This window comes from Demequina oxidasica (assembly GCF_000975115.1).
Taxonomy (GTDB): Bacteria; Actinomycetota; Actinomycetes; order Actinomycetales; family Demequinaceae; genus Demequina; species Demequina oxidasica.
Map to the genome: position 1 here is coordinate 127,800 of NZ_BBRE01000002.1, position 25,736 is coordinate 153,535.

Annotated in this window: 24 protein-coding genes and 1 tRNA gene; 14 read left to right on the forward strand and 11 right to left on the reverse strand. The window is 63.0% G+C overall.

All coding sequences use genetic code 11. The features are described 5' to 3' along the window. Positions 1–169 precede the first annotated feature (169 nt). From AOP77_RS07580 to AOP77_RS07620, 9 genes are all read left to right on the forward strand, one after another. The gene (locus AOP77_RS07580) at positions 170–712 is read left to right on the forward strand and encodes a TetR/AcrR family transcriptional regulator (RefSeq protein WP_160300066.1); all 543 of its coding nucleotides are present in this window, start codon (positions 170–172) and stop codon (positions 710–712) included. A gap of 93 nt (positions 713–805) precedes the next feature. After that, positions 806–2,365: an MFS transporter gene (locus tag AOP77_RS07585; RefSeq protein ID WP_062211848.1), complete on the forward strand. Its 1,560-nt coding sequence runs from the start codon at positions 806–808 to the stop codon at positions 2,363–2,365. An 81-nt stretch (positions 2,366–2,446) separates the two neighbouring features. Next, positions 2,447–2,522, forward strand: a tRNA-Ala gene (locus AOP77_RS07590). Between the two features lie 101 nt (positions 2,523–2,623). After that, positions 2,624–3,754 carry a 3-oxoacyl-[acyl-carrier-protein] synthase III C-terminal domain-containing protein gene (locus AOP77_RS07595; RefSeq protein WP_062211850.1) on the forward strand — a complete coding sequence of 377 codons (1,131 nt, stop codon included), beginning with the start codon at positions 2,624–2,626 and terminating at the stop codon, positions 3,752–3,754. A gap of 2 nt (positions 3,755–3,756) precedes the next feature. Beyond that, entirely contained in the window at positions 3,757–4,425 is a 669-nt protein-coding gene (locus tag AOP77_RS07600) for an iron-containing redox enzyme family protein (protein ID WP_201774108.1), read from the forward strand. A 31-nt stretch (positions 4,426–4,456) separates the two neighbouring features. Next, on the forward strand, positions 4,457–5,278 hold the full coding sequence (locus tag AOP77_RS07605) for a DUF6999 family protein (RefSeq protein ID WP_062212599.1): 822 nt from the start codon (positions 4,457–4,459) through the stop codon (positions 5,276–5,278). Between the two features lie 40 nt (positions 5,279–5,318). Then, positions 5,319–5,660: a DUF2200 domain-containing protein gene (locus AOP77_RS07610; RefSeq protein ID WP_062211853.1), complete on the forward strand. Its 342-nt coding sequence runs from the start codon at positions 5,319–5,321 to the stop codon at positions 5,658–5,660. A 286-nt stretch (positions 5,661–5,946) separates the two neighbouring features. Next, positions 5,947–7,269 (forward strand): glycosyltransferase family 2 protein, encoded by a 1,323-nt coding sequence (locus AOP77_RS07615; protein WP_201774109.1) that lies wholly within the window; start codon positions 5,947–5,949, stop codon positions 7,267–7,269. Further along, positions 7,266–7,775 (forward strand): hypothetical protein, encoded by a 510-nt coding sequence (locus tag AOP77_RS07620; RefSeq protein WP_062211856.1) that lies wholly within the window; start codon positions 7,266–7,268, stop codon positions 7,773–7,775. Before AOP77_RS07615 ends, AOP77_RS07620 begins: the two co-directional genes overlap by 4 nt. A gap of 178 nt (positions 7,776–7,953) precedes the next feature. Here the strand turns inward: AOP77_RS07620 and helR are convergent, their stop codons facing one another. Further along, entirely contained in the window at positions 7,954–10,128 is a 2,175-nt protein-coding gene (gene helR / locus AOP77_RS07625) for an RNA polymerase recycling motor ATPase HelR (RefSeq protein ID WP_201774114.1), read from the reverse strand. Between the two features lie 309 nt (positions 10,129–10,437). Here helR and AOP77_RS07630 point away from each other — a divergent pair, with 309 nt between their 5' ends. Both AOP77_RS07630 and AOP77_RS07635 read left to right on the forward strand, forming a co-directional pair. Next, positions 10,438–10,632, forward strand: coding sequence for a CsbD family protein (locus tag AOP77_RS07630; RefSeq protein ID WP_062211863.1), 195 nt, complete (start codon positions 10,438–10,440; stop codon positions 10,630–10,632). Positions 10,633–10,734: 102 nt separating this feature from the next. Then, positions 10,735–11,358 (forward strand): alpha/beta hydrolase, encoded by a 624-nt coding sequence (locus tag AOP77_RS07635; protein WP_062211866.1) that lies wholly within the window; start codon positions 10,735–10,737, stop codon positions 11,356–11,358. An 85-nt stretch (positions 11,359–11,443) separates the two neighbouring features. Here AOP77_RS07635 and AOP77_RS07640 read toward each other — a convergent pair whose 3' ends face one another. Then, complete coding sequence (locus AOP77_RS07640; RefSeq protein ID WP_062211869.1) at positions 11,444–12,943, reverse strand: MDR family MFS transporter; 1,500 nt, start codon at positions 12,941–12,943, stop codon at positions 11,444–11,446. Between the two features lie 110 nt (positions 12,944–13,053). Here AOP77_RS07640 and AOP77_RS07645 point away from each other — a divergent pair, with 110 nt between their 5' ends. Beyond that, positions 13,054–13,839 carry an SGNH/GDSL hydrolase family protein gene (locus AOP77_RS07645; protein WP_062211871.1) on the forward strand — a complete coding sequence of 262 codons (786 nt, stop codon included), beginning with the start codon at positions 13,054–13,056 and terminating at the stop codon, positions 13,837–13,839. A 5-nt stretch (positions 13,840–13,844) separates the two neighbouring features. Here AOP77_RS07645 and AOP77_RS07650 read toward each other — a convergent pair whose 3' ends face one another. Next, positions 13,845–14,813, reverse strand: a complete 969-nt coding sequence (locus AOP77_RS07650) for an aldo/keto reductase (RefSeq protein WP_062211873.1) — start codon at positions 14,811–14,813, stop codon at positions 13,845–13,847. Between the two features lie 91 nt (positions 14,814–14,904). Here AOP77_RS07650 and AOP77_RS07655 point away from each other — a divergent pair, with 91 nt between their 5' ends. Continuing rightward, entirely contained in the window at positions 14,905–15,624 is a 720-nt protein-coding gene (locus AOP77_RS07655; protein WP_236685783.1) for an NADPH-dependent F420 reductase, read from the forward strand. On the opposite strand, the gene AOP77_RS07660 is transcribed toward AOP77_RS07655, so the two are convergent. The 8 genes from AOP77_RS07660 to AOP77_RS07695 all read right to left on the reverse strand — a co-directional run bounded on the left by AOP77_RS07660 (position 15,621) and on the right by AOP77_RS07695 (position 24,612). Then, complete coding sequence (locus AOP77_RS07660; protein WP_062211876.1) at positions 15,621–15,926, reverse strand: GNAT family N-acetyltransferase; 306 nt, start codon at positions 15,924–15,926, stop codon at positions 15,621–15,623. The two genes, AOP77_RS07655 and AOP77_RS07660, sit on opposite strands and share 4 nt — an antisense overlap. Positions 15,927–15,973: 47 nt before the next feature. Then, the gene (locus AOP77_RS07665) at positions 15,974–16,801 is read right to left on the reverse strand and encodes an HAD-IIB family hydrolase (protein ID WP_084622454.1); all 828 of its coding nucleotides are present in this window, start codon (positions 16,799–16,801) and stop codon (positions 15,974–15,976) included. Positions 16,802–16,846: 45 nt separating this feature from the next. Further along, positions 16,847–18,436: an MFS transporter gene (locus AOP77_RS07670; protein ID WP_062211881.1), complete on the reverse strand. Its 1,590-nt coding sequence runs from the start codon at positions 18,434–18,436 to the stop codon at positions 16,847–16,849. A 71-nt stretch (positions 18,437–18,507) separates the two neighbouring features. Further along, entirely contained in the window at positions 18,508–19,188 is a 681-nt protein-coding gene (locus AOP77_RS07675; RefSeq protein ID WP_062211884.1) for a CE1759 family FMN reductase, read from the reverse strand. After that, a complete protein-coding gene (locus tag AOP77_RS07680; protein WP_236685784.1) occupies positions 19,185–19,703 on the reverse strand; it encodes a MarR family winged helix-turn-helix transcriptional regulator in 519 nt (172 codons plus the stop codon). The genes AOP77_RS07675 and AOP77_RS07680 overlap by 4 nt, the downstream gene beginning before the upstream one ends. Continuing rightward, positions 19,700–20,884: a CE1758 family FMN-dependent luciferase-like monooxygenase gene (locus tag AOP77_RS07685; RefSeq protein ID WP_062212614.1), complete on the reverse strand. Its 1,185-nt coding sequence runs from the start codon at positions 20,882–20,884 to the stop codon at positions 19,700–19,702. Before AOP77_RS07685 ends, AOP77_RS07680 begins: the two co-directional genes overlap by 4 nt. 124 nt (positions 20,885–21,008) lie before the next feature. Further along, entirely contained in the window at positions 21,009–22,316 is a 1,308-nt protein-coding gene (locus tag AOP77_RS07690; RefSeq protein ID WP_062211887.1) for an MFS transporter, read from the reverse strand. A 49-nt stretch (positions 22,317–22,365) separates the two neighbouring features. Further along, the gene (locus AOP77_RS07695) at positions 22,366–24,612 is read right to left on the reverse strand and encodes an exo-beta-d-1,3/1,6-glucosidase (RefSeq protein ID WP_062211890.1); all 2,247 of its coding nucleotides are present in this window, start codon (positions 24,610–24,612) and stop codon (positions 22,366–22,368) included. 407 nt (positions 24,613–25,019) lie between these two features. Between AOP77_RS07695 and AOP77_RS07705 the strand changes: the two genes are divergently transcribed. Continuing rightward, positions 25,020–25,643: a TetR/AcrR family transcriptional regulator gene (locus tag AOP77_RS07705; RefSeq protein ID WP_084622455.1), complete on the forward strand. Its 624-nt coding sequence runs from the start codon at positions 25,020–25,022 to the stop codon at positions 25,641–25,643. Positions 25,644–25,736 lie beyond the last annotated feature (93 nt).

Here is a 25,736-nt window from a genome sequence, read left to right on the forward strand (position 1 = left end):
GGTCGCATCAGGAGTCTCGACGGTAAGCGTCGTCATCACTCCGTTGGCGCCATCCCTGCGTTCAGTTTTTGGTTGAATTTGGTGCGCCATCGCGTCTCACGTTCACTTGATGGTTGATCTTGGGCGCCCCCAATTGACCGACCGTCTAGACGGACTGTATGATGTTGCGATGCCTACAGACACCCGCGCCATTGATACCCGCACTGCCATCGTGCAGGCGACGTTCGACCTGACCCTGGCCAATGGGGCGGTGCCGTCGCTCGACGCGGTGGTACGAGCATCGGGCGTCTCCAAGGGCGGCTTACTGCACCACTTTCCCACTCGGGTGACACTGCTTCGCGGCCTCGCCCAGTGGCTGGGAGCTAAGTCCATCGCCTGGTTCGACGACCTGTGCGTACAGGGGTCCGCGATCGAGGCTTGGCTCGCCGCGTCGACCCCCAAGTCAGAAGAGATGAATGAGATATTCGTGCTCTTTACGACGATGCAAGCGCTGCGCGCGGCGGGCGAGACGGGGGATAGCGACTATGGGGAGTTCACCGCACACGTTGACCGAAAGATCGCGGAGGAACTCACCGGGCCCGACGCCGAGCAGCGCGCGCTCATGATCCGACTCGTAGGCGACGGGCTGTTCTTCGCTTCTCTTCTCGGCTCGAGCGTTCCAGAAGCGACTCGCGTCGCGCTCAGTGAGCGGCTCGCAGCACCCGCCTCTTAGTAACTTCCGCGGCACTTGCCGCAACCTGCTTTACGTCACCGATGCGCATCTATGTCCCACGGTGGCTCGCTTTTCTCCTAAAGGAATGACCACATGTCCCTCTTTACCAAGCCAAACTCGGCGGCCGAGATGTCCCACCGTCGGCAGTGGGCCGCACTCGTCGTGCTCATGCTGCCCGTCCTCCTGATCTCGGTGGACAACACTGTTCTGAGCTTTGCCCTGCCCATCATCACCGAGGACCTAGGCCCGAGCGCCACGATGCAGCTCTGGATCGCGGATATCTATGCGCTCGTCCTCGCAGCACTGCTGGTCACCATGGGTAGCCTGAGCGACCGCTTTGGTCGTCGGCGCATGCTGATCATCGGTGCGGTCGGCTTTGCGCTAGTGTCGGCCTTCGCGGCGTTCGCGACTACCCCGGAGCAGCTATTTGCCGCACGAGCGGCGCTGGGTCTGTTTGGCGCGATGCTCATGCCTGCCACTCTGTCGCTGTTGCGCAATATTTTCATTGACCCCATGCGCAGGCGCAAGGCAATCGCGATTTGGGCCACCGGCTTTGCAGCCGGCAACAGCCTGGGCCCCATCCTGGGCGGGGCTCTGCTCGAGCACTTCCACTGGGGCTCGGTGTTCTTTATTGCCGTACCGATTCTGTTGCCGCTACTGGTGATGTACCGCTTCTTGCTTCCCGAGTCCAAGGACCCGAACCCGGGTCCCATCGACCTCGCTAGTGCCGTACTTTCCTTTGTCGGAATGTTCCTGGTGGTCTGGTCTATTAAGACACTGGCACACGACGGCATCACCGTCTGGCCCATCGTCGCCGCTGCCACGGGTGCGGCGATCATCGCCTGGTTCATTGTCCGCCAGCTTCATAGCGCGACGCCGCTGCTAGACGTCCGCCTTTTCAAGCGACTGCCCTTCACGGCATCGGTGCTCGCGAATTTCCTGTCCGTCGTCAGCCTCATCGGATTCCTCTTCTTCATTGCTCAGCACCTGCAGTTGGTGCTTGGAATGAGCCCCATGAATGCTGGACTGGTGCTGCTGCCGGGAGCGGTGCTGTCTGCAATTGCTGGCATTGGTGTGGTGAGGCTGAGCAAGAAATTCGCGCCCAAGTACCTGATGGTGGCCGGGCTGCTGTTGATTGCCATCGGTTTTATCCTCGTCGTCGTGTTCAGGGTCGACTTCACTGTCCCGGCAATCCTGCTGGCGTTTGGCTTCATCGAAATTGGCGTTGGTATGTCACAGACGTTGTCCAACGACACCATCATCGGTTCCGTCCCCGCGGAGAAGGCGGGCGCGGCCTCGGCCATTTCCGAGACTGCTTATGAGCTGGGGGCCGTCGTGGGTACCGCGACACTGGGGACGATGATCACGGCGTTCTATCGTGCGAACATGACGGTACCCGCCGGATTGACTCCTGATCAGGCGACACTGGCGGGGGAGACCATTAGTGGTGCCGCGGTTGTCGCACAGGAGGTTCCGGCGAGCACGGCAAGTTCTCTCATGGCGTCCGCGGGGCAAGCCTTTGACTCCGGTCTGGGATGGCTGGGATTGGCAAGCGCCGCGCTCGTGTTGGGCGCGGCAGTAATCGTAATGGTGGGCTTCAAGGACCGCGCCCCGGTTCAGCGGGAGGAGCCTGCGTCTACTCTCGTGAGCTAATTCCTCCGCCGATTAGGAAAGTGCACCGCCGATTCGGTACTATGGCAGTCGCTCTTCGGGGCGCTCCGGTCGCAAGACCGCGGGGCTGTGGCGCAGCTGGTAGCGCACCTGCATGGCATGCAGGGGGTCAGGGGTTCGAGTCCCCTCAGCTCCACCAGACAGAAACGAAAGCCGTCCTTCGGGGCGGCTTTCGTCGTTCTCCACAGTTTGTTCACTTGCGACGATCGTGGCCGCCGCTTCTAGGCTAGTGTGACCGATATGGCAACGTCAGCGACCGCGTATCTCACGGGCTTTGGACGGTACCTCCCTGGAGATCCCGTGGACAACGAAGGAATCGTGGCACGCCTGGGGGGCGATGACGCGGTCACCGACCGCATCCGGCGTCGCGTCCTCGAGTCGAACGGCATCAAGCAGCGTCACTACGCATTGGACGAGCGCGGTGAGCCCACGGAGCTCAACGAGGAGCTCGCCGTGAAGGCATTGCAGGCGGCTCTCGACGACCGAGGTATCGCTGCCGCGGACCTCAGGATGCTGGCGTGCGCGACCACCATGGGGGACGTGCTCGTGCCAGGCTTTGGGTCGATGGTGCACGGCCGACTCGGTGGTGGGCCAATGCAGGTGCTCACCTCATCGGGGGTGTGCGCATCGAGCCTTGCCGCGTTAGACGCGGCGGTGAGCAAGATTCGACTCGGCGATCATCCGATAGCCGCGGTAGTCGGATCAGAGCTGCCGAGCCGAAGCCTCCGCCAGCGTCGCTTCGACGGTATTCGCGCCCGGATGGACTCGCATTTTCTGCGGTGGATGCTGTCCGATGGTGCGGGTGCCGCAATCGTCGAGTTCCAGCCACACCCGAGCAGGCCGTCACTCAGGGTTGATTGGGTACGCCACGTGTCCCTTGCTCATGAACACGACGTGTGCATGCGTGCCGGAATGGAGGGCATCGACCCGGTGGTCGGGGAGACTTGGCAGGACGTTGATCATGCTGATGCTGCTGGCATGTTGGTGTTGCGTCAGGACGTCAGCGTGCTGGACGAGCTCGCGGACGCGGGTATCCGGCAGTTCGAGGAACTTGTCGACACCGGGCTTATCGATGTAAAGAAGCTCGATCACGTCGTATGTCACTACAGCACCAATATGTTCCGCGACCTCGCCTTTGAAGGTATTCGCAAGCGAATTCCCTCGTTGAATACCGATCGCTGGTACTCGAACCTCGAGACCCGGGGAAACACGGGGTCGGCGAGCATTTTTATCGCGCTGGAAGAGGCCTGGCATTCGGGCCGGTTCCTACCCGGAGAGACTGTGCTGCTGGCAGTGCCTGAGTCCGCGCGGTTCTCCTTTGCCTTTGCCCACCTCACTGTGGTTGCCCCATCCGAGAAATTAGGAGAATAGACGTGATAACGCACGCAACGGAATCTCTCAGCGAAAGACTTGCCGAGGTGTGGAACGACTTTGAGCTTCGTCTGGATCAAGTGCCGGTTTTGAGTCGGCTCGCGGAGGGCACGGTGACCATTGGCGACTATCGGGAACTTCTCTTCAACCTTCGTCAGCAGGTTGTTGACGGGTCGCCGTGGATCTCCCGAGCGGCCTCCAACTTCGACATTGATCACTTTGAACTCCGTACGGCGGCCATTCGCCATGCCGAGGAAGAGCACCGTGACTACCTCATGCTTGAGCGCGACTATGTTGCGGTGGGTGGGTCACTCGACGTACTGCGCGGCGGCCGTAAGAACATTGGCTCGGAGGCGCTTTCCGGCTATATGTTTCACTATGCCGACCGGCCCAATCCCATCGGCTTGCTTGGTGCGATGTTCATCATTGAGGGCATGGGAGCAAGGCGTGCGGCTCAGTGGGCCAACAAGTTTCAAGAGGTGCTCGGGCTAGCCGACAACCAGGTGTACTTCATGCGGTACCACGATGAAGCGGATAGCGAGCACACGGGCAATCTCGAGGCGATTCTCGGATCGGGAATCATCGACGACTCCGCCGCTGACGAGATAGTGCGCTGTGCTCAGGTGGTGGGCAGGCTCTACGTCCTGCAGCTCGAGGAGATGGGTCGCTAACGTGGGGGAGCACCCTCTCTCAGATCCGAACATGTGGTCGGCGGTCAACGCAGATCCATCGGTGCCGCTAGATCGCGCACTAGTGAGGCAGATCACCGACGATCAGCAGCGGCTGTCGCGGCGCTGGTTGTACCCGATTGCACGCATCTTCTCGCGGGTTGCGGTCGCGTTAATCTCCGTGACCAAACGGGTGTTGCCGTTCCGGTGGATGCCGCTGAGCATGATGGACTGGCTGTGCGTGTGGTTTCTTAGGCGCTTTGTTTCACCGGATGCGGTGGAACTACTGGTCCGTCACTTCGTGGTTGAAACGAATTTGGTGAATTTCATCATCCGCAACTCGTCCGTCGTGATGGAACCGGTCACGCTACGGCCGACGACACTGGCCGGCCTCGGTGATCAGGCGGTGGTAGAGCACGATGTCAACATTTACGACGTACTCATCGCGCTCGACTCGGTTGAGCTGGTCCGACCTGCCACGATTGACTTTGCTGAACTCGACGTCCCGCCGCTGGACGCTGAACCACAGCGTCGACGCCTCATGCGCCTCGACATTCAGACAGCACTATGTCTCATGAATGTCCCGTTCTCTATGGCGCTCACACTCGAGGAGTACCGCCGCGCAGTACACTCGATGCGGTTTGACGACTCCCTGCTCGAGATTCTCGCGACCGTTTGCGACGATCAAACGTTCCGGCAATGGAAGACCGGCGGCTTCAGCCTCTGGATGGACTCGAACGTCGATGTGCCGCAACTGGTTTACCGCCATGCGCTCCTATGTGAGTACGCGCACGCGCACCTTGTGAAGCTGTCTCTTAGTGGTGCCGCCAATGACGCCAAGATAGAAGCGACCTAACTTCGTCATCCAGGTGCCGCTTGGCCGTAGTGTGGAAGCCATGCATAAGATCTTCTCGATGCCCGTCGCAAACGTGTACCCGCTCTACGTTGCCAAGTTAGAACGCAAGGGCCGCACGCGCGAGGAGCTGGACGAGGTCATCGAGTGGCTGACGGGTTACGACGGTGCGGCGCTTGCCCATCAACTCGAGACCGAGGCGACGTTCGAAGAGTTTTTTGCGGGCGCGAGTCTCAATGACAACAGCTCGCTCATCAAGGGTGTCGTTTGTGGGGTGAGGGTCGAAGAGATCGAGGACCCACTCATGCAGAAGATCCGCTATCTCGACAAGCTCGTGGACGAACTCGCCAAAGGCAAGGCGATGGTCAAGGTGCTACGCGCGTAACTTTACGGCGGCTCCACTCCAGTGACGGGCTGCGGCGATCCCTAGTGCTGACCAGACTGGTAGGAGTGACGGCCACGATGGCATCCGCGCGCTTGGGGCCTACGTATTCCACTGCATGGCCCCACAATCGTTGTCGATGAGGGCTAGGGGGTCGTCGCGCCCACCGTGGACGTGGAGCTGCGCAGAAGTGTTTCCCTCGTTTGGCCTGCGTAGAATGAAAAAGTTGGCTAGAAAGTAATAGCCCTGGCTGAGGGTCGGGGGAGCTGCCGGAACTGAGGAGATTGTCGTGACGTTGCCCCAAGGCGATGCGTTCGTCGTATTGTTGCTCGCACTCTTTTACTCGTACCCGATCGTCGGCGGCATGGCGTTCATCATCTCCTCGTTCTACTACAGGGTTTTCGCCGAGACAAAGGATCTGCCTAGGTACTTAGAGCACGGTGAGCCGTTTGTGACAATCCTGGTTCCGGCTCACAATGAGGAGAGCTCCATTGCACAGACGGTTCGCTATCTTGCGACCCGGCTCAACTACCCCAGCGATAAGTACGAGATCATCGTGATCGACGACGGCTCGACTGACAGCACTGCGGCCATACTGTCTCAGCTTCAGGCGGAACTCCCCCTCTTGCGGGTGATCACCATCGTAAATAATCGCGGCAAGGCTCATGGCTTCAACGTTGCGCTCGCTTACGCGAAGGGCGAGTTCATACTGTCGAATGACGCTGATACCAGGCCTAATCCGGATGCTCTATGGCAGTACATGAGCTACTTTGAGCGCGAGGGGTCGCAGAATGTGGGGGCAGTAACGGGGAACATGCTCTCTGCAAACCGCACCACACTTACTGCGCAGGCGCAACAAAACGAACTCAATTCGATCATCGGCATTATTAAACGATCTCAGATGTCCTACGGGGCACTCTTCGCGTTCTCCGGCGCGAACACGATGTACCGCAAGGCCGCGGTTCTTGATTCAGGTGGGTGGCAAACCGAGCAGCCGACTGAAGATATCGCGATCGCGTGGGATATGCAGACGGGCGGTTGGCGTGCCCTGTTTGCCCCGCACATTCGGTTCTTCCTGGATGTCCCGGAAACTATGCCGCAGCTGTTCAAGCAGCGCCGGCGGTGGTCGGCGGGAGGGTTGTACGTGCTCCTCACCAAGTCACCCAGACTCATGCGCCGCCCTATTCGTAATGCTCGAATGCTTCCAGTGATCTTCGACTACGGAGTCAGTACGCTGTGGAGCCTCTTCCATTGGGTGAGCCTCGTCCTCTTTGCGTGGGTCCAGGTATCCCTGGCGACGTCACAGCAGTGGGATCGGTTCTTTCACAACTGGTTCCTTGCCGGATTGTTTGTTGCCGCTCAGATGGTGGTGGGAATGGTTCAGCTGGTGGTCGCCTCATACGACAACGACCGTGGGAGGTCGCTCAAGTACTTGCTGTTCGCTCCGTGGTACCTGTTGGCCTACTGGATGTTTAACGCCTGGACCATCACGTATGAGCTGTTTCCCGCGCTCGTCGCGATCTTCCAGCCCCGCGACGGTGGGGTGTGGGCATCTCCGAGGCGCTCGGCGAGTTTGCGGGATTCCACGCAGCAACGGGAGGCGCAGAGATGAGTCCCAAGCCCAGTTACATCACTCACTCGGTGGAAGAAAGCGACGTGACAGTCGACTGGTTCTTCGGAAGCGCCTCGGTGGCGGTGAAGGCGCGCCAGGTTGCGCTGGTCTCTGTGAGTTGGTTCTTTGCACTTTTGCCTATCTGTCTCACCACATGGGCTCTAGTTCACCGCAACGATCCGGACAGCCCGTGGGCCAGGTACACGGATTGGTTCAATATCTGGCAGATCATGATGACCGTGATCGCCGCGCTCATCGCATTCTTCGCGATCGCGTTCCTGTTGATGTTTCTGCTCAATCGGTCAGACATGCGCAAGCGAAACGTGCGCGAGACCTACAACGTGGAGCGGCTGGACCGCCGGGTCGCGATCGCCGCTGATTGGTACTCGGAGCGGTACGGCGACAAGAGCGAGCGGATCGATGAGTCGCGAGTGATCGTGCTACCCGGTAGCAACATCGGGACATACGAGCTGCGCGAGTTGTATGCGAAGAACGAGGTCGGCTAAAAAGTTCGGGAGTTGCCGTGATGCTTACTCGTGATTCTCGCGTGGGCGCTCAACGTGTTGACAACCCGCCAAAGCCGATGCCGAGCCAGACCACGTAAGTGAAAACGTCGGTAGCCCAGCGCGCGACCGTGACGAAGTGCACGGTGGCGAGGTGATCATCCTATGGCTCGGCTCAAACTTAGCGGGTTAGCACCACGAGTTCCTGCGTCGCCCGAGTCATCGCCACGTAGCGATCCACGGCGCCCTCGATGCCCTCGCCGAACGCGGCGGGGTCGACGAGCACGACGAGGTCGAATTCCAGTCCCTTGGATAGGGCGGGGGAGAGCGACCGCACGCGCTTGGTCGACTGGAAGGACTCAGCGCCGATGACGACCGCGGTGCCGTCCGGGTGCTCCGCCAGCCACGAGTCGAGGATTGAGGAGAGCTCGCTAACCGACCCATGCCGCACGGGTACCCCACTGGAACGCACAGAGGTGGGTACGTTCGCATCGGGAATCGCGGAGCGAATCACTGGCGAGGCCTCTGCCATCACCTCCTCGGGGGTGCGGTAGTTGACGCTGAGCGAGGCGATGCGGGCGCGGTCCAGGCCTACGGCCGTGAGCCGCTCCTGCCACGAGTGGGTGAAGCCGTGCCTGGCCTGCGCGCGGTCGCCCACGATCGTGAAGCTCTTCGAGGGGCAGCGGCGCATCAGCATTTGCCATTGCGCATCGGTGAGTTCCTGGGCCTCGTCGACGATGATGTGCGAGAACGGCCCCGCGAGGCGATCCGCGTGGGCACCGGGCGCGTCGGTGTCGCGGGCAAGGGTGTTCTCCGCGTCGATACCCATCAGCATGCCCACCGCCGCCTCAAAGTCCTTGTCCGCGGTGACAGCCTCGTCCACGACCAGCGACATAAACTCGCGGTCCTTCGCATCGTCAGCGGCACGGCGGCGTCTGCGAGCCGAGGCCTTCGAGTCGCCCAGGCGATATCTGGCCGCGTCCAGCAGAGGAAGGTCGGACTGAGTCCAGGCCTGTGCATCGGCTCGCTGCAGCGACGCCACCTCGTCAGCAGCTAGCCATGGTGCGCACATGCGCAGGTAGGCCGGCACGGACCACAGATCCGAGACCACGTCCTCGGCCTCGAGCAGCGGCCACGCACTGTTGAAGGCGCCCGTGAGGTCGTGATTGCCCGCCAGGGTGCGCCGCAGCATGCCGATCTCGATGGTGAGGCCGTCATCCGTCATGTCAGGGTCGACGTCTTCGCGCTTGTCCCAAATCACGCCAGTCAGCGCCTCCCACACTTGATCCCGCGCCTCGTTGTGTGGAGTGCTGGGTTCGGGGGCATCGAACGCCTCGGCCCAGTCCTGGGCGCTGAGCCACACCTCGGACCAGGTGGTCTCCACGATCAGTCCGTCGGTGGGCGGCTGCTCGTACAGCGCTACGGCTGCGTCGATTGCGCGCTCCATGTTGGCAGCAGACTTGAGTTGAGCCACGGCTGGCCTGGCCTCCTCCGGTGCCGCCGCACCCTCGGGCACCAGGTGTCTCAAGGTGCAGGTCTGGACGCCATCCTCGCCAAGGCTGGGCAGCACATCAGCGACATACGCGAGGTACGGGTCGTGGGGGCCCACGAAGAGCACGCCACCGCGCCGGTCTCCCAGGTGGGGGTCCGAGTAGAGCAGGTACGCCGCGCGGTGCAGTGCGACCACGGTCTTTCCAGTTCCGGGCCCGCCGTCGACCACGAGGGCGCCGCGGGCTCCCGCGCGAATAATCTGGTCTTGGTCGGATTGAATGGTGGCGAGCACGTCTCGCATCCGTGAGGACCGGCTCTCGCCCAGACTTGCGATGAAGGACGACTCCTCGTCGAGGGAAACGCCGTCCGGAGCGGCGTCAAAGTCGAAGACTTCATCCCAGTAGTCAGTGACCTGGCTTTGTGTCCAGTGGTAGCGACGGCGGCTCACCAGGCCCATAGGGTTGGCGTAGGTAGCGCCAAAGAACGGCTCCGCCGCGGGAGCGCGCCAGTCGATCAGCAGGGGATTTCCGTCGCCGTCCGTCAATCCCACGCGTCCAACGTAAATGGGTTCGCCGCTTGCCTTGCCATCGGCGCCAAGGGGCACCATCCTCCCCAAGCAAAGGTCGACGCCATAGCGCCGCAGCACCTTGAGGCGACCCACCAGGCGATGCACCTCGAGATCCCGGTTGAGTGCAGCCTCACCGGCCGCACCCGGGGCTTTGCGTTCTGCGTCGAGCCGCTCGGATAGATCGGAGATCTGACTGTCGAGCCGCGCGGAAAGTCGCTGAAAGTGATCGTCATCGTGCTGGATGAGCAAGGCGTCGGCCTTACTGTCGAGCGACACGGGAAGGTTGAAATGGGACATCGTCAAGCGGTTCAACTCCAATTTCGCTGGCGAACGCGGGTGGCGTAAGCCCGCCAATTCTTCTTGCTGGATGGTGCTTTCGGCAGGCCTCGTTACGTGAGGTAGCCCGACGATTGGACGGTGAGAGAGGCGCAGCGTCACCGCGGGCTAACTGCCCCTTAGATCCTACGTATGACTTTCGAGAATATTCCCGATTCAGGCGCTTTCTGCCATTGACTGAATTTTCGTTTTTGACGAGCGAAGCGACGCCGATCCTGCTTAATATGAGTTTGCTGAGATCAACTGCTGAGATCAACGGAGGTAGCAATCATGGGACTTGGTGACAAGATCGGAAACGCTGCAGAGGACGCCAAGGGCAAGGGCAAGGAAGCCTTCGGTAAGGCCACTGACAACGAGCAGATGGAGGCCGAGGGCAAGCTCGACCAGGCTAAGGCAGATGCCAAGAACAAGGTCGAGGATGCCAAGGATTCCGCGGCCGAGAAGTTCAACGACTCCACGGAGTAGGCGCTAGCAACCTCGCATTTTTAGTGACGGGCCCCCGGGAACGAACCGAACGGTCGGTTCCCGGGGGCTTTGTTGTGCCTGTGCCCGCTTACGCTTGACTGCATGACCGACCTCTTCGCACTACGTTCCACTGACTCTGAGCCCACTGACCCTCACGAGTTCCTTGCCGTGTTCCTGCACGGATACGGATCCGATGAGCGCGACCTGGCTGGCCTATCTGGCTACCTCCCGCTAGGACTGCCGTGGGCATCGGTGCGCGCGCCCCTGCGTCACCCGGCATTCGGGTACTCCTGGTACCCGCTCGAGGGTGAATTCTCGCCCGCTGAGGCCATTGCCGAGGCGACGGAGGCGCTGTGGGCTTGGGTCGACACTCACGTCGCTCCAGGGGTGCAGATTGTTCCCATCGGTTTCTCGCAGGGCGCCATGATGGCGAGCCAACTGCTCCGCACGCGCCCGGAGCGCATCGGCGTGACGGTCGCCCTCAGCGGGTACGTCTCTGACACGCCACGGCCGGCCGATGCCGCGCTCGCCCAGTCTCGCCCGCGCGTGTTCTGGGGTAGGGGAGATCAGGACCCAGTCATCCCGGCACACGAGGTGGCCGCCGCCGGCGAGTGGTTCGAGGCTCATACCTCTCTCGAGCGGCACGTGTACCCCGGCATGGGGCACAGCGTCAGCGAGGAGGAGCTGGTTGATATCCGTCAGTTCCTCGCCCGCACGCTCGGCTAGGAACCCACCGGCTTCAACGCTTACCTTGGAGCCGATGTGGACGCCTATTTGGGTTCAGGTGTAAGCACAGGGGCGTCAAGGGTGGTTAGTGCGTGATGGCGCCTTCAGTGTGGCTACCCGCGGGAACCTCATCCACGGGATCTTCCGCTGGCGGGCGTACAAAGAACGCGAACACAATCGCGAGCGAGGCCATCACGGCGCCGATCATGAACGCCGCTTGGATGCCGTCCGACTGCGCCTGGGCGGCGCTGGCACCCTCATCGGCCGAGGCGATCGCGACTGCTGACATCGTCGAGATGAAGAGTGCCGTGCCTGCCGCTCCCGCGACTTGCTGAAGCGTCGACAGCGTCGCTGACCCGTGCGAGTAGAGGTGAGGCGGCAGTGAACCCAGGCTGGCGGTGAACAACGGCGTGAACATCAGTGCCAGACCAATGCTGAGGGTCATGTGAGCCGCGACGAGTTGCCATACGGGCGTTCCGGGGTCAAGGATGAATGTCAAGGTCCACAGCACGGCGGCGACGAGGATCGCACCGGGAACTAACAGCGGTCGTGGTCCGATGCGGTCGTAGAGTTTGCCAATGGTGGGGGCAAGTAGGCCCATGATGAGGCCACCGGGCAGAATAACGAGACCGCTCTCCAGCACACTGAGCCCCAGTACACCCTGGATGAATAGCGGCAGCAGAATTAACGAGCCGAACAGCGACACCATCAGGATCATGAACATCACCACCGAGATGGTGAACGTGGGAGTGCGGAACACGCGCAGATCCAGCAGCGCGGTGTTGGTCCGCTGCAGCACGATCTGGCGCCATACAAACAGTCCAAGGGTCACGATGCCCACGCTGATGGCGGCGATGGTGGACATAGCGAGGCTGCCCTCCGTCGACTCACCTAGGCGGCTGAGCCCAAACACGAAACCGCCGAAGCCGAACGCTGAGAGCACGACGGACAGCAAGTCGAGTGGCACATTGCGCGGCTCGGTGACGTTCTCCATGCGACGCCAGCCCATCCACAGCGCCACCAGCGCTACCGGAAGCACAAAGATAAACATGTAGCGCCAGCTGAACACAGACAGGATCAGGCCCGAGATGGTGGGTCCAATTGCGGGTGCGACGGAGATCACGATGGAGATACTGCCCATGCGCCGTCCGCGCGTAGCAGGGGGCTCGAGCTGCATGACGGTGGTGATGAGCAGGGGAAACATGATTGCGGTACCGCTGGCCTGAATGACACGCGCGATCAGCAGAACGTCGAATCCTGGCGCGACCGCCGCCAGGAGCGTGCCTGCGCTGAAGAGTGACATGGCCGCGATGAAGATGCCGCGGGTGGGGAAGCGCTGCAGCAGAAAGCCGGTGATGGGAATTACCACGGCCATGGTGAGCAGGAACGCGGTGGTCAGCCACTGCGCCGCATTGGCCGTGATTTCTAGATCCGTCATGAGGTGCGGGATCGCGACGCCCATCACGGTCTCGTTCAGGATGACCACAAAGGCGGAAACCACCAGCAGCATGATCACGCGTGAATTGCGCTTGCTGTGGTCCTGCGTCAACGTGGGGGTGGGGTTATCGGCGGGAATCTCTGTCACGAGGGCGTGCGCCTTCCTATATCAAAAACGTGGGGGAACACGGTGTTCGCGCGTATGCCTCAAGGCTATCTTGTGCACGCGCCTCGTCCAGCCGGTTATAGGCTCGTGTGATGCGCTATGTAGCTATTGGAGACAGCTTCACCGAGGGTGTAGGTGACGATGTAGGAAACGATGCTGTGCGAGGCTGGGCTGACCTGGTCGCCGCTGGTCTTGCGGCAGCAGGGCAGGACGTCTGGTACTCAAACCTCGCGATCCGCGGCCGCCTCATTCAGGCAATTGTCGACACCCAACTCGAGCCTGCGCTCGCGCTTGATCCCGCGCCGGATTTGATGACGTTCAACGGTGGCGGCAACGACATGTTGCGCACGGGATTCAGCGTGGAGCACGTGATGGGTCTTGCCGAGCGAGTGGTGGAGCGCTGCGCGCAGACGGGCACTCGCTTGGTCATTCTCAGCGGTGGTGACCCCACCGACGGCCTTCCACGTGGCCGGACTATTCGCACCCGCGGCAACGACTTCATGGACTTCACCCGCGACATGCTCGCCAAGCATCCGGAGGTCGCCTTTGTCGACAACTTCAGTGATGAGGAGCTGCGCGACGGGGCCTACTGGGCCGCGGACCGCCTACACCTCAACGCACTCGGGCACGCCCGCGTCGCCGCGCGCGTGTTGACGGCGTTGGGAGTCGAGACGCCGCTACCCACGGCGGACGATGCGACGGTCGCCAAGCGAAGCGTCCTCACCGAGGCGAAATACGTGGGCGCTTACGTGCTCCCATGGATCGCGAGGCGTGTCACGCGCACTAGTTCAGGCGATGGCCGCCAACCTAAGTACGCGGACTGGGTGCGCATCGACGGCGCTACGTCCGCGGCTGACGCTGCCAAGGCGACGGACTAGGTCGCTCAATAACCCGTCGGCTGGCGCGGCGTGTAGGGCGCCTCAAGTGCGGCGACCTCATCTTCGGTGAGGGAAATATCTAAGGCCGCCGCGGCATCGGCGAGGTGGTGTGGCTTGGTGGCGCCCACGAGCGGTGCGGAGACCACTGGATTGCGCAACACCCATGCGAGCGCAACCTGCGCCATCGGGATGCCTCGCGCGGTGGCGACCTTCTCGCAGGCGCCAGCGATGTACTCGTCGTCCGCATTAAATCGGTCGGCGATGAGTTCATCTGCGCCGCTGCGCTTGGTCTGTTGACCCCAGGGGCGAGTGAGTTGGCCCCGAGCGAGCGGGCTCCACGGCAGCGAACCGACGCCCTGATCCGCCAGCAGGCCAAACATCTCCCGTTCCTCCTCGCGCATCATCAGCGAGTACTGGTTCTGCATCGACACGAACCGCGTCCACCCCCCAAGGTCCGCGGCGTGCTGCATCAAAGCGAACTGCCACGCCCACATTGACGACGCGCCCAGGTAGCGCACCTTGCCGGCCTTGACCACGTCGTGCAGGACCTCCATGGTCTCCTCGATAGGAGTCTGCGGGTCAAAGCGGTGGATTTGGTAGAGGTCTACGTAGTCGGTTCCCAGCCGCGTGAGCGAGGCGTCTATTTGCTCGAGAATTGCCTTGCGCGACAGCCCCCCTCCGCCTGGTCCGCCGTGCATCGGGAAGAAGACCTTGGTCGCAAGGACTATGTCCTCGCGCCGCGAATACGTGTTGATCGCGCGTCCCACCACCTCTTCCGAGGTGCCGTCGCCATAGACGTTCGCGGTATCCCAGAAGTTGATACCGAGGTCGAGCGCTTGGCGGAAGATCGGCTCCGCGGCCTCGTCGCTAAGCGCCCAGTCATTGCCCTCGACCGCTGGGTCACCAAAGCTCATGCAGCCAAGCGCTAGGCGGCTGATGTTCAGCCCGGACGTGCCGAGTCGAGTGGTCTGCAAGGGAGTCTCCTCGGTCGATGTCTGCGCGGCAGGTGCGGCGCGCTGTCACTCCAATGTAACTGTGTTTCGCCTAGTGACGTAGGGTGCGAATGTGCCTCAAAGACTCCCGAACGACATCCCGCACGACACCGCTACGACTAGTCGTATAGGCATAATTGGAGCCGGGCGCGTGGGGGCCGCCATCGCAAGACTCGCGCTCGCCGCAGAGTACGAAGTGGTAATTGCGGGCTCCGGGTCACCGGACCGCATCGCGACGTTTGTGGGCTACGAGGCGCCTGGGGCGAGGCCCGTGACGGCGGCCGATGCCGCGGCCGCCAACCTGGTGGTGTTGGCTATCCCGCTGGGCAAGTTTCGCTCGCTGCCAGCGGAGGCACTCCAGGGCGCTCATGTGATCGACGCTATGAATTACTGGTGGGAGTACGACGGTGCAATAGCTGAACTCAATGATCCGCTCACGTCCACGAGCGAGACGCTGCAGGCGTTCCTGGGCGACGCGCGCGTGGTCAAGACGCTCAATCACATGAGCGTGTATGCGTTGGAGCATGAGGCACGGGAGGCAGGGGATCCCGAACGCAAGGCGCTCGCGATTGCTGGCGATCACGACACCGCAGTAGCGCAGGTCGCGGAATTCGTGGAACGGCTCGGGTTTGATGCCGTGATGGCGGGGTCCCTTGCTCAGGGTATGAAGCTCGAGCCGCATACGGCGCTGTTCGCCGCGGACGAGGATGCCGCCGAGGTTCGCGCGATTCTCGACAGGTTCTGGCAGTCCCAGCGCGGCCGTGTGGTCGCCCGCGCTCGCGGGCTGGTCTAACCCCGGTGGGGCCATTCCACTTGCGCGCCCGCGATCGGGTGCTTGCGTAGGTAACTCTCGATGAAGGGGCAGGAGGGCACAATCACGAGTCCGCGATCCACGGCATCAATGATCGCGCTGCCCGCGAGGGTCTCACCGATGCCACTGCCGCGGAAGTCGCCCGACACTTCGGTGTGAGTCATGTCGATGCGGCCGTCGTGCTCGTCGTACTCCACGACTCCGGCGAGATTGCCGTCGACTTGAACCTCGTAGCGGCTCGCCTCGCTATTGCGCTTGACCGGTTCGCTGACGTGATCGCTCATAATGTTCTCCCTCGTGGATGCGTGCTTCTCACTCAACGCTACGCCCACTAGGGAAGTGAGGCGACTAGGCCCATCTCCGCGAACGCCTCCGCCAGGCCGTTCTGCTGGGGTGGCTTAGCGGTTCTGTCCGCAAGGGCGAGCACGCGCGGGTCGGATCCCTCAATCGCAACCGCTGTGCCGGCGAACTCGAGCATCTCCAGGTCGTTGATCCCGTCGCCAAACGCGACCACGTCCTCGACCGCAATTCCGAGGTGGTCGATGGCGATGCGCATGCCCACCGCTTTGTTGATGTGTGCCTGGTAAATCTCGCCAGCGCCGGAGCCGATGTCCTGAATGGCGGTGGGGACTACCGCAATCTCTGGACCTACTTCGCGAGCGAGATCCGTGAGGTCGATGTTGCCGCCGAGGCTGACGATCTTGGCGAACGTGAGGCCGTGGGGGTCTTCCGCCGCGGTGATCGGAGGGTGCCGTGGAGCAGCGGGGTCTTCCGGGCCCCAGAACGCGATGCGAGCCCGCGCAATGAGGCCCACGGCGTGAGGGCGGGTATAGAGCCCCTCGGCGTTCTCGATGATGTAGAGCATGTCGTGCTCTTCCAACGCGTCCAGCGTGCGCCGCGCCAGATCTGCCGGGAAGCGCACGTCGGACAGGACCTGGCCTCCGATGGTGACGTAGGCGCCCGCGGCCCCCACCACGCCGTCAAATCCAGCTCCGGTCAGCGTCTCAGGAAGCGCCGACACCGGCCTTCCTGTGCAGAGAAACACGACGTTTCCTGCGGCTCGTGCAGTTCGGACCGCAGCCACGTGGGCTGGCGGGACGGCGCCGTGGGACGCGTAGGTGCCGTCGACATCGAGGAAGATTGCGCGGGGAGATGACATGGAGCCAACCTAATGCACCACAAGCCGGAGGCTGCCCCGCGATTTTTATGCGGAAGGTGCCGCCGAGGACTTTGCCGCATCCTCTGCCTCGTACGAGGCAAGCAGCGCTATCTCCGCATCCTGCTTAGGCAACATGAAGGTGGCGAGCGCCGCGCCACCGATGATCGCGATCGCGCCCACGATGTATGCCCAGGTAGCGCCGGAGACAAAGCTCTCGGAGGCTGCCTGCGTGATGGCCTCCGCGTACTGAGGGTTCTGGCTCGCAACGTTCATGGCGGACGCGTACGACGACTGCAGTGCGGTGGTGGTCGCGTCACTGATATGAGAAGCGTCGCTCGAATCCGCAATGAGCTTGGCGAAGGATCCAGCAAAGCCCGTGGCAAGAATTGCGCCGAGCAGGGCCTGCATGATCGAGCCTCCCAGGTCACGCTGCAGGTCGGCCGTGGCGGACGCCATGCCGACCCGGCGCACAGGCGTGCTCTGGGTAATCGAGCGGGAGGCGGGAGTCATGGCAAATCCGGCGCCGCACCCGATGAGCCCGTACCCGAGGCCCAGATACCAATACGGGGTTGACTCCCCCCAGAAGATCATGGTGAGAAACCCCAGGAAGACCAAGACATAGCCGGAGATCATGGTGGCTCGCGAGCCGTGCCTCGTGACCATGCGTGCGGAGAACTGCGCCACGATCAGCAATCCGACGGCAAGAGGGACTACGGCCAGCGCGGCGTCCACTGTGGAGTAGCCAAGGATGTTCTGCATGAACTGCTGGCCCACGAACATTGCCCCCATAAGAGATCCGAAGACAATCAGTCCACAGGTTGCGGGAACCCAGAACAGGCGACGTGTGGCGACCCTCAACGAGTACAACGGGAACTTGATGGAGCTCTGACGCTTCCCGAAGAGCGTGAGCAGAACCGCGGCGATCACGAGCAGCGCGACGCCGAGTGTGGTGGTCCCGGGGGCGAAGACCGTGCTCACTCCCAACACCAGGGCGCCAATAAGCAACGTGGCGAGCACGCCGCCTAGGTGGTCGACGGGATCCGCGGACTCCGACACGTGTGATGGGACAAAGAGCAGCACCATCACTACAGCAATGATGGCGAGCGGCACTGAGACCAGGAAAGCGGATCCCCACCAGAAGCTCTCGAGCAGCAGGCCGGCGACGATTGATCCCAGGACGGTGGCTGTGGCGCTCACGGAGGACCACAGCGCGATGGCGAGGGTGCGCTTGGGGCCGTTGCCCCACAGTGCCGTGATGAGAGACAGCGTGGTGGGGTAGGCCATGCCGGCCGCGACGCCGGTGAAAACGCGTGCGGCGATGAGCACCTCGATGGACGGAGCCCACGCTGACAGGCAGCTCGCAACTACCGTGAGGGCAAGGCCTAGCGTGAGCAATTGCTTGCGGCCGTAGCGGTCCGCGATGGCGCCCAGATAGAGCACCGACATTGCCAGGCCCAGCGCGCATCCCACCGCGACAAGATTGAGCTGCGTCTGGCTCGCGCCAAACGCCGTGCCCACGGACGGCAGCGTGATGTTGGCCGCGGCGAGGTTGATGTTGCACACCAGGGCACTCAGGATGAGCGCGGTAAGTACCAGGCCCGCTCGCTTGGGCACCACCGTCGTTGTGTCGGTCATGGAATCACCCTAGTGCGCGGGGTGGATCCGTTGCGCTGGTATTTCTCGCGTTAGCGTACTGCTGAGCGAGGCTAGGGGAGAGGGGTTCGCTTAGCGGATCCGCCGGTGGCGAGGCGCATGAGGTCACTCGACAGGTCGATGCCCAGCTCCGTCCCGCCAGCCGAGCCGTACTCGTGTTGGTAGTGGCCCCAGGATTCGTCCTTGACGGCACGCGCAAAGCCGCTCTCCATGAGCAGCATCAGTTCGAAGGCTGCGCGGTCAATGCGCTTGGTAAGAGCCTTGTCGCTCCAGTCCTCGGTGGCGGCGAACAGTGACGTGGGCACCACCAGCGTGCGCAGGTAGGCGAACAGCGAGCGCAGCTCCTCATCGACCACCAGCGCGTGACGAGCCGTGCCGGCGGTGGCGGCGAGGATGACGGGCTTGCCGAGGAGTAGGTCGTTGTCGAGCACCTGGAAGAACGATGTAAAGAGCCCCGAGGCGCCCGCCTTGTAGACGGGTGCCGCGGCGATCACGGCATCGGCCGACTGGAGGGCGTCGATGGCACGCTTGAAACCCGGACCGAAGTGTTGTGAGGAGATCGCGGGGGCGAGTTCCGGTAGCAATTCGCGCAGGTCGATGGTGGTGAGCTCGATCGTCGCGTCGCGTGACTCGGCGAGGCTGACCACGCGAGCCGTGGCGCGGTCCGCGAGCAGCTTGGTGGAGGAGGGGTCGGAGACGCCGGCGTTGACGACGACGAGTCGGTAGGTGGTCATGATGCTGCCTCCTGGAGTTTGCGAGTGAGTGCGATTAGCGTGCGGAGCTCGTCGGGGGAGAGCGCGGCAGTCATGGTCTGCGTGACCGATGCGCCGTGCGAGCGACCTGCCCGGCGCTGGGCCTCGCGGCCCATCGTGGTCAGGCCGATGCGCACGGAGCGGGCATCGTCGGGATCGGGCAACCGCTCGACGAGGCCGCGCACGGTAAGGCGATCTACCAGGCGGGACAGCGCCGGTTGGCTGAGTAGGACGTTTCTACCCAATTCGCCGATGCGCTGGGGGCTTGGCTCTCCGGCTTGCGCCGAGCACTTGGCGAGCGTGTAAAGCACGTCGTACTCGCGCATCGACACGTCTGCCCAACTGTCCTCGGCCGCAAACTGGCGCATCAGATAGGTGTGAGCGGTGAGCAAACCCTCCCAGGCATCATTCGCCAGCCGCGTGCGCGACTCGTTCCTGGCGGGGGGCGTGGCCCCCGCATCGGGCGGAAGGGTTTCGGGCGTTGTCGTGGTCATCATGCCGGATAGACCGCAGAGAACTCCGCGTCCGTGTCCTGGTAGGGGGAGGCGCCGGTGACGTTATCGCCACGGTTCGCATTGGGTCGGGGCTGACGGGGCTCGGCGTCGCCATACTTGGCTGCGACGAGGCGCTCGTGGGTGGGGACGACGGCCGATTCGGGGTCGCGGCGCGCGTCGAGTTCCTTGCGCAGGACAGGAACGACCTCGCCACCGAGCAACTCGAGTTGGTCGAGGACCATTCCCAGAGGCATTCCGGCGTGGTCCATGAGGAAAAGTTGGCGCTGGTAGTCGCCGAACGACTGCTGGAAGGTGAGGGTCTTGTCGATGACTTCCTGGACGCTGCCCACGCTGAGTGGGGTCTGGTCCGAGAAGTCCTCCATGGAGGGACCGTGGCCATACACCGGCGCGGCATCGAAGTACGGGCGGAACTGATCCTTGGCCGCCTGGGAGGTCTTGCCGATGAAGGCCTGGCCGCCCACGCCGATGATCGCGTCCTTCTTGGTGCCGTGGCCGTAGTGCTCAAAGCGCTGGCGGTAGAAGTCGATCAGGCGCTTGTAGTGTCCCTTGGGCCAGAAGATGTTGTTCGCGAAGTAGCCGTTGCCATAGAACGCGGCCTGCTCGGCTATCTCCGGCGTGCGAATAGAGCCGTGCCAAACAAACGGCGGCACGTCGTCGAGCGGGCGGGGGGTGGACGTGAAGCCCTGCAAGGGGGTGCGGTACTCGCCCTCCCAATCCACGACGTCCTCGCGCCAGAGGCGGTGCAGCAGGTTGTAGTTCTCGAGGGCGAGGGGCAGGCCCGCGCGGATGTCTTGGCCAAACCAGGGGTAGACGGGTGCCGTGTTGCCGCGACCGAGCATGAGATCCATGCGGCCACCGCTGAGGTGCTGGAGCATCGCGTACTCCTCGGCGATGCGGACCGGGTCGTTGGTGGTGATTAGCGTGGTCGACGTGGTGACCGTGAGCGTCTCGGTGAGAGCGGCAATGTGAGCCAGCAGCGTGGTGGGGGACGAGGAGAAGAACGGCGGATTGTGGTGCTCGCCGATGGCGAAGACGTCCAGGCCCACCTCCTCGGCCTTAGTGGCGATCTTGACGATGCCGGAGATGCGCTCAGCCTCAGACGGGGTGTTGCCGCTGATCGGGTCGCGGGTGATGTCGCTGACGGACATGATGCCGAACTGCATGGGGAATGACATGGTGTTGCTCCTTGGTTGCCTGATCGAAGTATATGCGTATGCATATATCAACGACGTGCGTTGCGATCTATTCCCCGGCTTGCAGGAGTCGTGGAACTTACCGGCGGGGCGACTACGCCGCGTGAGACGTCGTGGCGCTGTGCTGCCCATGTGGGGGTTCCTTGCGCGGGGACATTGCTCCGGCGAGCAGGATTACGAGGATGCCCATGACGGGAACAATCGCGAGTCCGACTCGCAGGCTGGACGCATCGGCAATGGCGCCCACGAGGGGCGGTGACAGCAGGAACGCGAGCCTGAGCAGCCACGACAGGATGGTGAGCCCGGTCCCCGTGCGTAGCCCGGGGAGTTCATCGGCGGCGTGCATCGCCCCGGGAATTAGCGTCGCGACACCAAAGCCGGCGAATCCGAATCCTGCGATGGTGCCCCACACGGACGGCACGGCGAGGGCGAGTCCCATACCTACGGCAACCAGCAACCCGCCCCAGCGGGCGACCGCGCGCTGGCCCCAATGGTCGACCATCCGGTCGCCAAGAATGCGGCCGATGAACTGGAAGCCTTGCATGGACACGAAGCCGAGTGCGGCGAGTGTGGCCCCCGCAGAGAGTTCGTCGCGAAGGTAGCTGGCTGACCACGTCGATGCTGCGTCCTCCGCCCAGGCGGCTGCGATGGCAATCATGCTGAGTGCGGCGAGTAGGCCCCAGGTTCGGCCGGGTACGTTACGCAGGGGAGAAGGTTGCGAGCCTTCGGAGGCAGTAACGGGGGCCGCGGCCTCGACGTCGTCGTGGGCGATGGCGTGAGGCATGCCAGCCTCGTCCGCGCCCTCGTCGCCAGCGTGTCGCGGCTCGGGGCCCTTCAGTAGCATCGGGTAGGCGAATGCGTTGACCGCCACCACCAGCACGGCGACGATGCCGAACTGCAGTGGGACGGAAATGCCCACGCCGGCCGCGATTCCACCGATCAGGCCACCCGACACGGCGCCAATACTCCACAGGGCGTGGAACGAGTTCAGGATGGACCGCTTGTAGCGTCGCTGGACTCGCAGCCCGTGCGAGTTCTGTGCGACGTCCACCCAGGCGTCAGTTGCGCCCACGATGAATAGCGCTACACCGAACCACAGTGGAGAGCCGGCAAGGCCCGCGGCGAGCATCGCGAGCGTGCTGAGGACCATGCCGACCGTCGCCACGCGGGAGGAGCGGAACCGGCGGATCAGCGCCGCGGCCCCCAATCCCAGGAGCAGCGATCCGACTGGCCATGCCGCCATCGCCACGCCGAGCCCGCCGTAAGACAACTCGAGTGAGTCGCGGATCTCCGGGATGCGGGGCGCAAATCCTCCCAACACGATTCCGTTGGTGAAGAAGATCAGCGCGACGCCAAGGCGTGCGCGCTTTAGTTCCGGCGCGACGGTGCGGGGGGTCGACATGTGACCAGTCTCCCGGATTTCTCAGGCTTTACTTGCCACGCGGTAAGTTTCAAGCCTCGCGCACCCTGAACCGCGCGCTTTGGAGTGAATCGAGGCGAGAGGACGGGCCCACAAGCAGCTCGAAGTCTCCGGCCTCTACTACCCGCTCAGCCCTCGCATTCACCATGGAGCAGTCCGCGACCGGTACGGAAATATCCACGGCTACCGACTCGCCGGGCTGGAGATCCACTTGCGAGTGAGACTTGAGCTCGCGGTCTGCCCACGTCGCGGACGTATTGACGTCGCGCACATAGATCTGGACCGTCTCACGGGTGGGGCGGTTGCCCGTGTTCGTGACGGTGACGCTGGCCCGGACAGTGTCGTCCATGCCGAGCTCCGGCTGGGCGATGCGTAGTCCCGAGTACTCGACGGTGGTGTAGGACAAGCCCTCACCGAACACCCACGCGGGCTGCTGCGTGAGGTCGGCGTAGCGGGTGCCGTGCTGAGCGTCGATCTGGTTGTAAAAGGTGGGCTGCTGGCCCACGTGGCGCGCGAAGGAGATGGGCAGGCGTCCACTTGGCTCGATGTGCCCGACGATCAACTCGGCAAGCGCCTGGCCTCCTAGCATTCCTGGGTTCGCGGCCCAGATGATGGCGGCGGCCTGGTGTGCAGAGGGGGGGAGGACCAGCGGCTTGGACGCGAGCACCACCACAATCACGGGAGTGTGGGTCTGCGCGAGGGCATCGAGAAGTGCGACCTGACCGCCAATGAGGTCCAGTGTCGCGGTGGACTTGCCCTCGCCATTGAGTTCGATGCGGTCGCCCACCACGGCGACAACGTAGTCCGCGTCGCGCGCTGCCGCCACGGCATCGGCGATCATTGCCGCGTTTGGCTCGCTCGGAATGACCACCTGTGGGCGCGGCTGGCCGTCGGCAAAGAAGGCACCGGCTGGGTCCTCGCCAAGTGTCAAGATGTCCGCGCCGCGGGTGTGCGTCACGACCCAGCCCTCAGGAGCAAGGTCGGTCAGGCCGTCGAGCACAGTGATGATCTGCTCGCGAGGGTGGCCGTGGGCAAGCCACGGAGCCTGCCCGGAAGAGCCGGCCCAATCACCCAACTGTGTCTGCGCATCGTCCGCGTTGGGGCCGACGACCGCGATGCGCTTAGGTGCGTCGATCGGGAGGGGCAGTGTGCCATCGTTCTGGAGTAAAACCAGCGAGCGGCGGGCAGACTCAAGATTGATGTTGGTGTGTTTGGGCGTGGCGATATTGGCGGCCTGGAGGGAGGCATCGGGCATACGGGGGTTCTCGAACAGGCCGAGCTCAAATTTCAGTGTGAGGATGCGTGCGACGGCCTGGTCGATACGCGACTCCTCCAGCAGGCCTTGGGCGACCGCATCCTGCGCGCCCTGGAAGAACGGCGGAGTAGTCATGATCATGTCATTGCCGGCGTTCACGGCGGCGGCCGAGGCCCGGGCGTAGTCCGGGAACAGGCGCTGCTCGCGCACCAGGTTTCCCACGTTGTCCCAGTCCGTGATGAGGGTGCCGGTGTAGCCCCACTCCTCACGCAGGATGTCCTTGAGGAGCCAATCATTGATGGTGATGGGCACGCCATCCGTGGCCTGATAGCCCAGCATGAACGTGGCACTTCCCTCGCGTGCGACGCGCTCGAACGGAGGGAGGTACCAGGCGCGCAACTTGCGGCGCGAGATGTCGGCCTCGGAGGCATCGCGCCCACCTTGGGTCTCGGAATAGCCAGCGAAATGCTTGGCGGTGGCCAGGATTGCGGTCGGGTCGCCCAGGCCGTCGCCCTGGTAGCCCTTCACCATTGCCGAGGCAAGCTCGCCGATCAGGTACGGGTCTTCACCGAATGTCTCGCTGACGCGGCCCCACCGTAGGTCGCGCGCGATGCAGAGGACAGGGGAGAAGGTCCAGTGGATTCCGGTGGCGGCGACCTCGACTGCGGTGGCGCGTGCCACGCGCTCGAGCAGGTCCGCATCCCACGTGGCGGCCATGCCGAGTTGCGTGGGGAAGATGGTCGCCCCCTCCCAGAACGAATGCCCGTGAATGCAGTCCTCGCCCACCAGCAGTGGAATCTGCAGTCGAGACTTCTCGGTCCAGGTGCGGGCCTCAAGCACGCGCTCGGGAGAGGTGTGAAGGATCGAGCCCACGTGGAAGTCCTCGATGATCGCCTGCACGCCGTCCGTCGCGGTGAGTTGCATCATCTGCCCGACCTTCTCGGCCAGAGTCATGCGTGCGATGAGGTCCTCGACTCGCTGTGCGGTGGGGAGTGAGGGGTCCAAGTACGGGGAGTCGTTCACAGGAAATCCTTGGTGTGTAGCGGGGCGCTGATGGCATCTAACGAATCGTTTCGAACCTATTGTATCGGATCTACTTACCGCTCGGTAGGAAATCTGGTGAATGCCGGATGCGGGGGCGTACGGAAAGCGGCTGGCTCCACGTGTTACCCATGTGTTGGTCCCCAGCCTCAGCGTCATCCGGGTCTTGATGGGCAACATATCCTACTGGATGTTGATCGATAAGACCTTCGTACTGGGCTTCGCGACGCAGACACCTCGGAGTGGGGCGAGACGCTCATGACTATCGCGATCATGACGCTTGAGGCCTTTTCTCGTTCCCTCGTGTTCTGGCGAACGGTCCTTGGTTGTCGCACAACCACTCGGGCGCGGGCAGCGCTACCGCTTGGTAGGTAATCTAAGGTTGCCGTATGACGAGTGAAACGACGCGGCTCGATGGCACCCCCGTAGCAAGCGCAACCCGCAAGGGTGACCAGACGCGCACGCTCATTTTGCAGACAGCGTTGACGCAGTTCGGGGAGCAGGGATACCGCGGTGCGTCTCTGCGGGACATCGCCTCGCGATGCGGAATCTCGCACCCGGGCCTGCTCTATCACTTCCCCACTAAGGAGGCGCTGCTGCTGGCGGTGTTGGATCATCGTGACCAGGTGGATCGAGCTGAGCAGGCACGCGCCGACGACTCCGGAATTGACGTTTTACGGCGGCTGGTGCGCTCGGCGGAGGTGAACCAAGGTCGTCCAGGCATCGTTGAGCTGTTTGTCGTGGTGTCGGCCGAATCAACATCGGTCGAGCACCCTGCCCACCAGTACTTCCAGGAGCGGTATGCGCGCCTGGTTGACGAGGTCGCGCGCGCCTACGCGGAAGTTGCAGCACAGGGCATGCTGAAGGAGGGGGTGGACTCGCGACGCGCCGCCCAACAGTTGATCGCGCTCATGGACGGGCTGCAAGTGCAGTGGTTGCTCGACAACTCCGGTGTTGACATGCCAGCGGCGCTGAAGGCCCACATCCAGCGCGATGTCACTCTGCCTGTCTAACCCGGTCACACCAGCGATTTCGCCTCGCGTCAGGTACCAGATTGGCGTACTTTCGTTGTAGTGGCCAAGGGTGGTCGCTCGGGCTGCTGCTCG

What these genes read in the sequence shown, in the direction of transcription:
- AOP77_RS07685 (WP_062212614.1), bottom strand. Translation starts at nt 20,884, where the DNA reads ATGCAGTTCGGCATCATGTCCGTCAGCGACATCACCCGCGACCCGATC.
- AOP77_RS07580 (WP_160300066.1), top strand. Translation starts at nt 170, where the DNA reads ATGCCTACAGACACCCGCGCCATTGATACCCGCACTGCCATCGTGCAG.
- AOP77_RS07665 (WP_084622454.1), bottom strand. Translation starts at nt 16,801, where the DNA reads ATGTCATCTCCCCGCGCAATCTTCCTCGATGTCGACGGCACCTACGCG.
- AOP77_RS07680 (WP_236685784.1), bottom strand. Translation starts at nt 19,703, where the DNA reads ATGATGACCACGACAACGCCCGAAACCCTTCCGCCCGATGCGGGGGCC.
- AOP77_RS07660 (WP_062211876.1), bottom strand. Translation starts at nt 15,926, where the DNA reads ATGAGCGATCACGTCAGCGAACCGGTCAAGCGCAATAGCGAGGCGAGC.
- helR (WP_201774114.1), bottom strand. Translation starts at nt 10,128, where the DNA reads ATGTCCCATTTCAACCTTCCCGTGTCGCTCGACAGTAAGGCCGACGCC.
- AOP77_RS07645 (WP_062211871.1), top strand. Translation starts at nt 13,054, where the DNA reads ATGCGCTATGTAGCTATTGGAGACAGCTTCACCGAGGGTGTAGGTGAC.
- AOP77_RS07690 (WP_062211887.1), bottom strand. Translation starts at nt 22,316, where the DNA reads ATGTCGACCCCCCGCACCGTCGCGCCGGAACTAAAGCGCGCACGCCTT.
- AOP77_RS07620 (WP_062211856.1), top strand. Translation starts at nt 7,266, where the DNA reads ATGAGTCCCAAGCCCAGTTACATCACTCACTCGGTGGAAGAAAGCGAC.
- AOP77_RS07595 (WP_062211850.1), top strand. Translation starts at nt 2,624, where the DNA reads ATGGCAACGTCAGCGACCGCGTATCTCACGGGCTTTGGACGGTACCTC.
- AOP77_RS07705 (WP_084622455.1), top strand. Translation starts at nt 25,020, where the DNA reads ATGACGAGTGAAACGACGCGGCTCGATGGCACCCCCGTAGCAAGCGCA.
- AOP77_RS07670 (WP_062211881.1), bottom strand. Translation starts at nt 18,436, where the DNA reads ATGACCGACACAACGACGGTGGTGCCCAAGCGAGCGGGCCTGGTACTT.
- AOP77_RS07630 (WP_062211863.1), top strand. Translation starts at nt 10,438, where the DNA reads ATGGGACTTGGTGACAAGATCGGAAACGCTGCAGAGGACGCCAAGGGC.
- AOP77_RS07605 (WP_062212599.1), top strand. Translation starts at nt 4,457, where the DNA reads ATGTGGTCGGCGGTCAACGCAGATCCATCGGTGCCGCTAGATCGCGCA.
- AOP77_RS07635 (WP_062211866.1), top strand. Translation starts at nt 10,735, where the DNA reads ATGACCGACCTCTTCGCACTACGTTCCACTGACTCTGAGCCCACTGAC.
- AOP77_RS07610 (WP_062211853.1), top strand. Translation starts at nt 5,319, where the DNA reads ATGCATAAGATCTTCTCGATGCCCGTCGCAAACGTGTACCCGCTCTAC.
- AOP77_RS07675 (WP_062211884.1), bottom strand. Translation starts at nt 19,188, where the DNA reads ATGACCACCTACCGACTCGTCGTCGTCAACGCCGGCGTCTCCGACCCC.
- AOP77_RS07585 (WP_062211848.1), top strand. Translation starts at nt 806, where the DNA reads ATGTCCCTCTTTACCAAGCCAAACTCGGCGGCCGAGATGTCCCACCGT.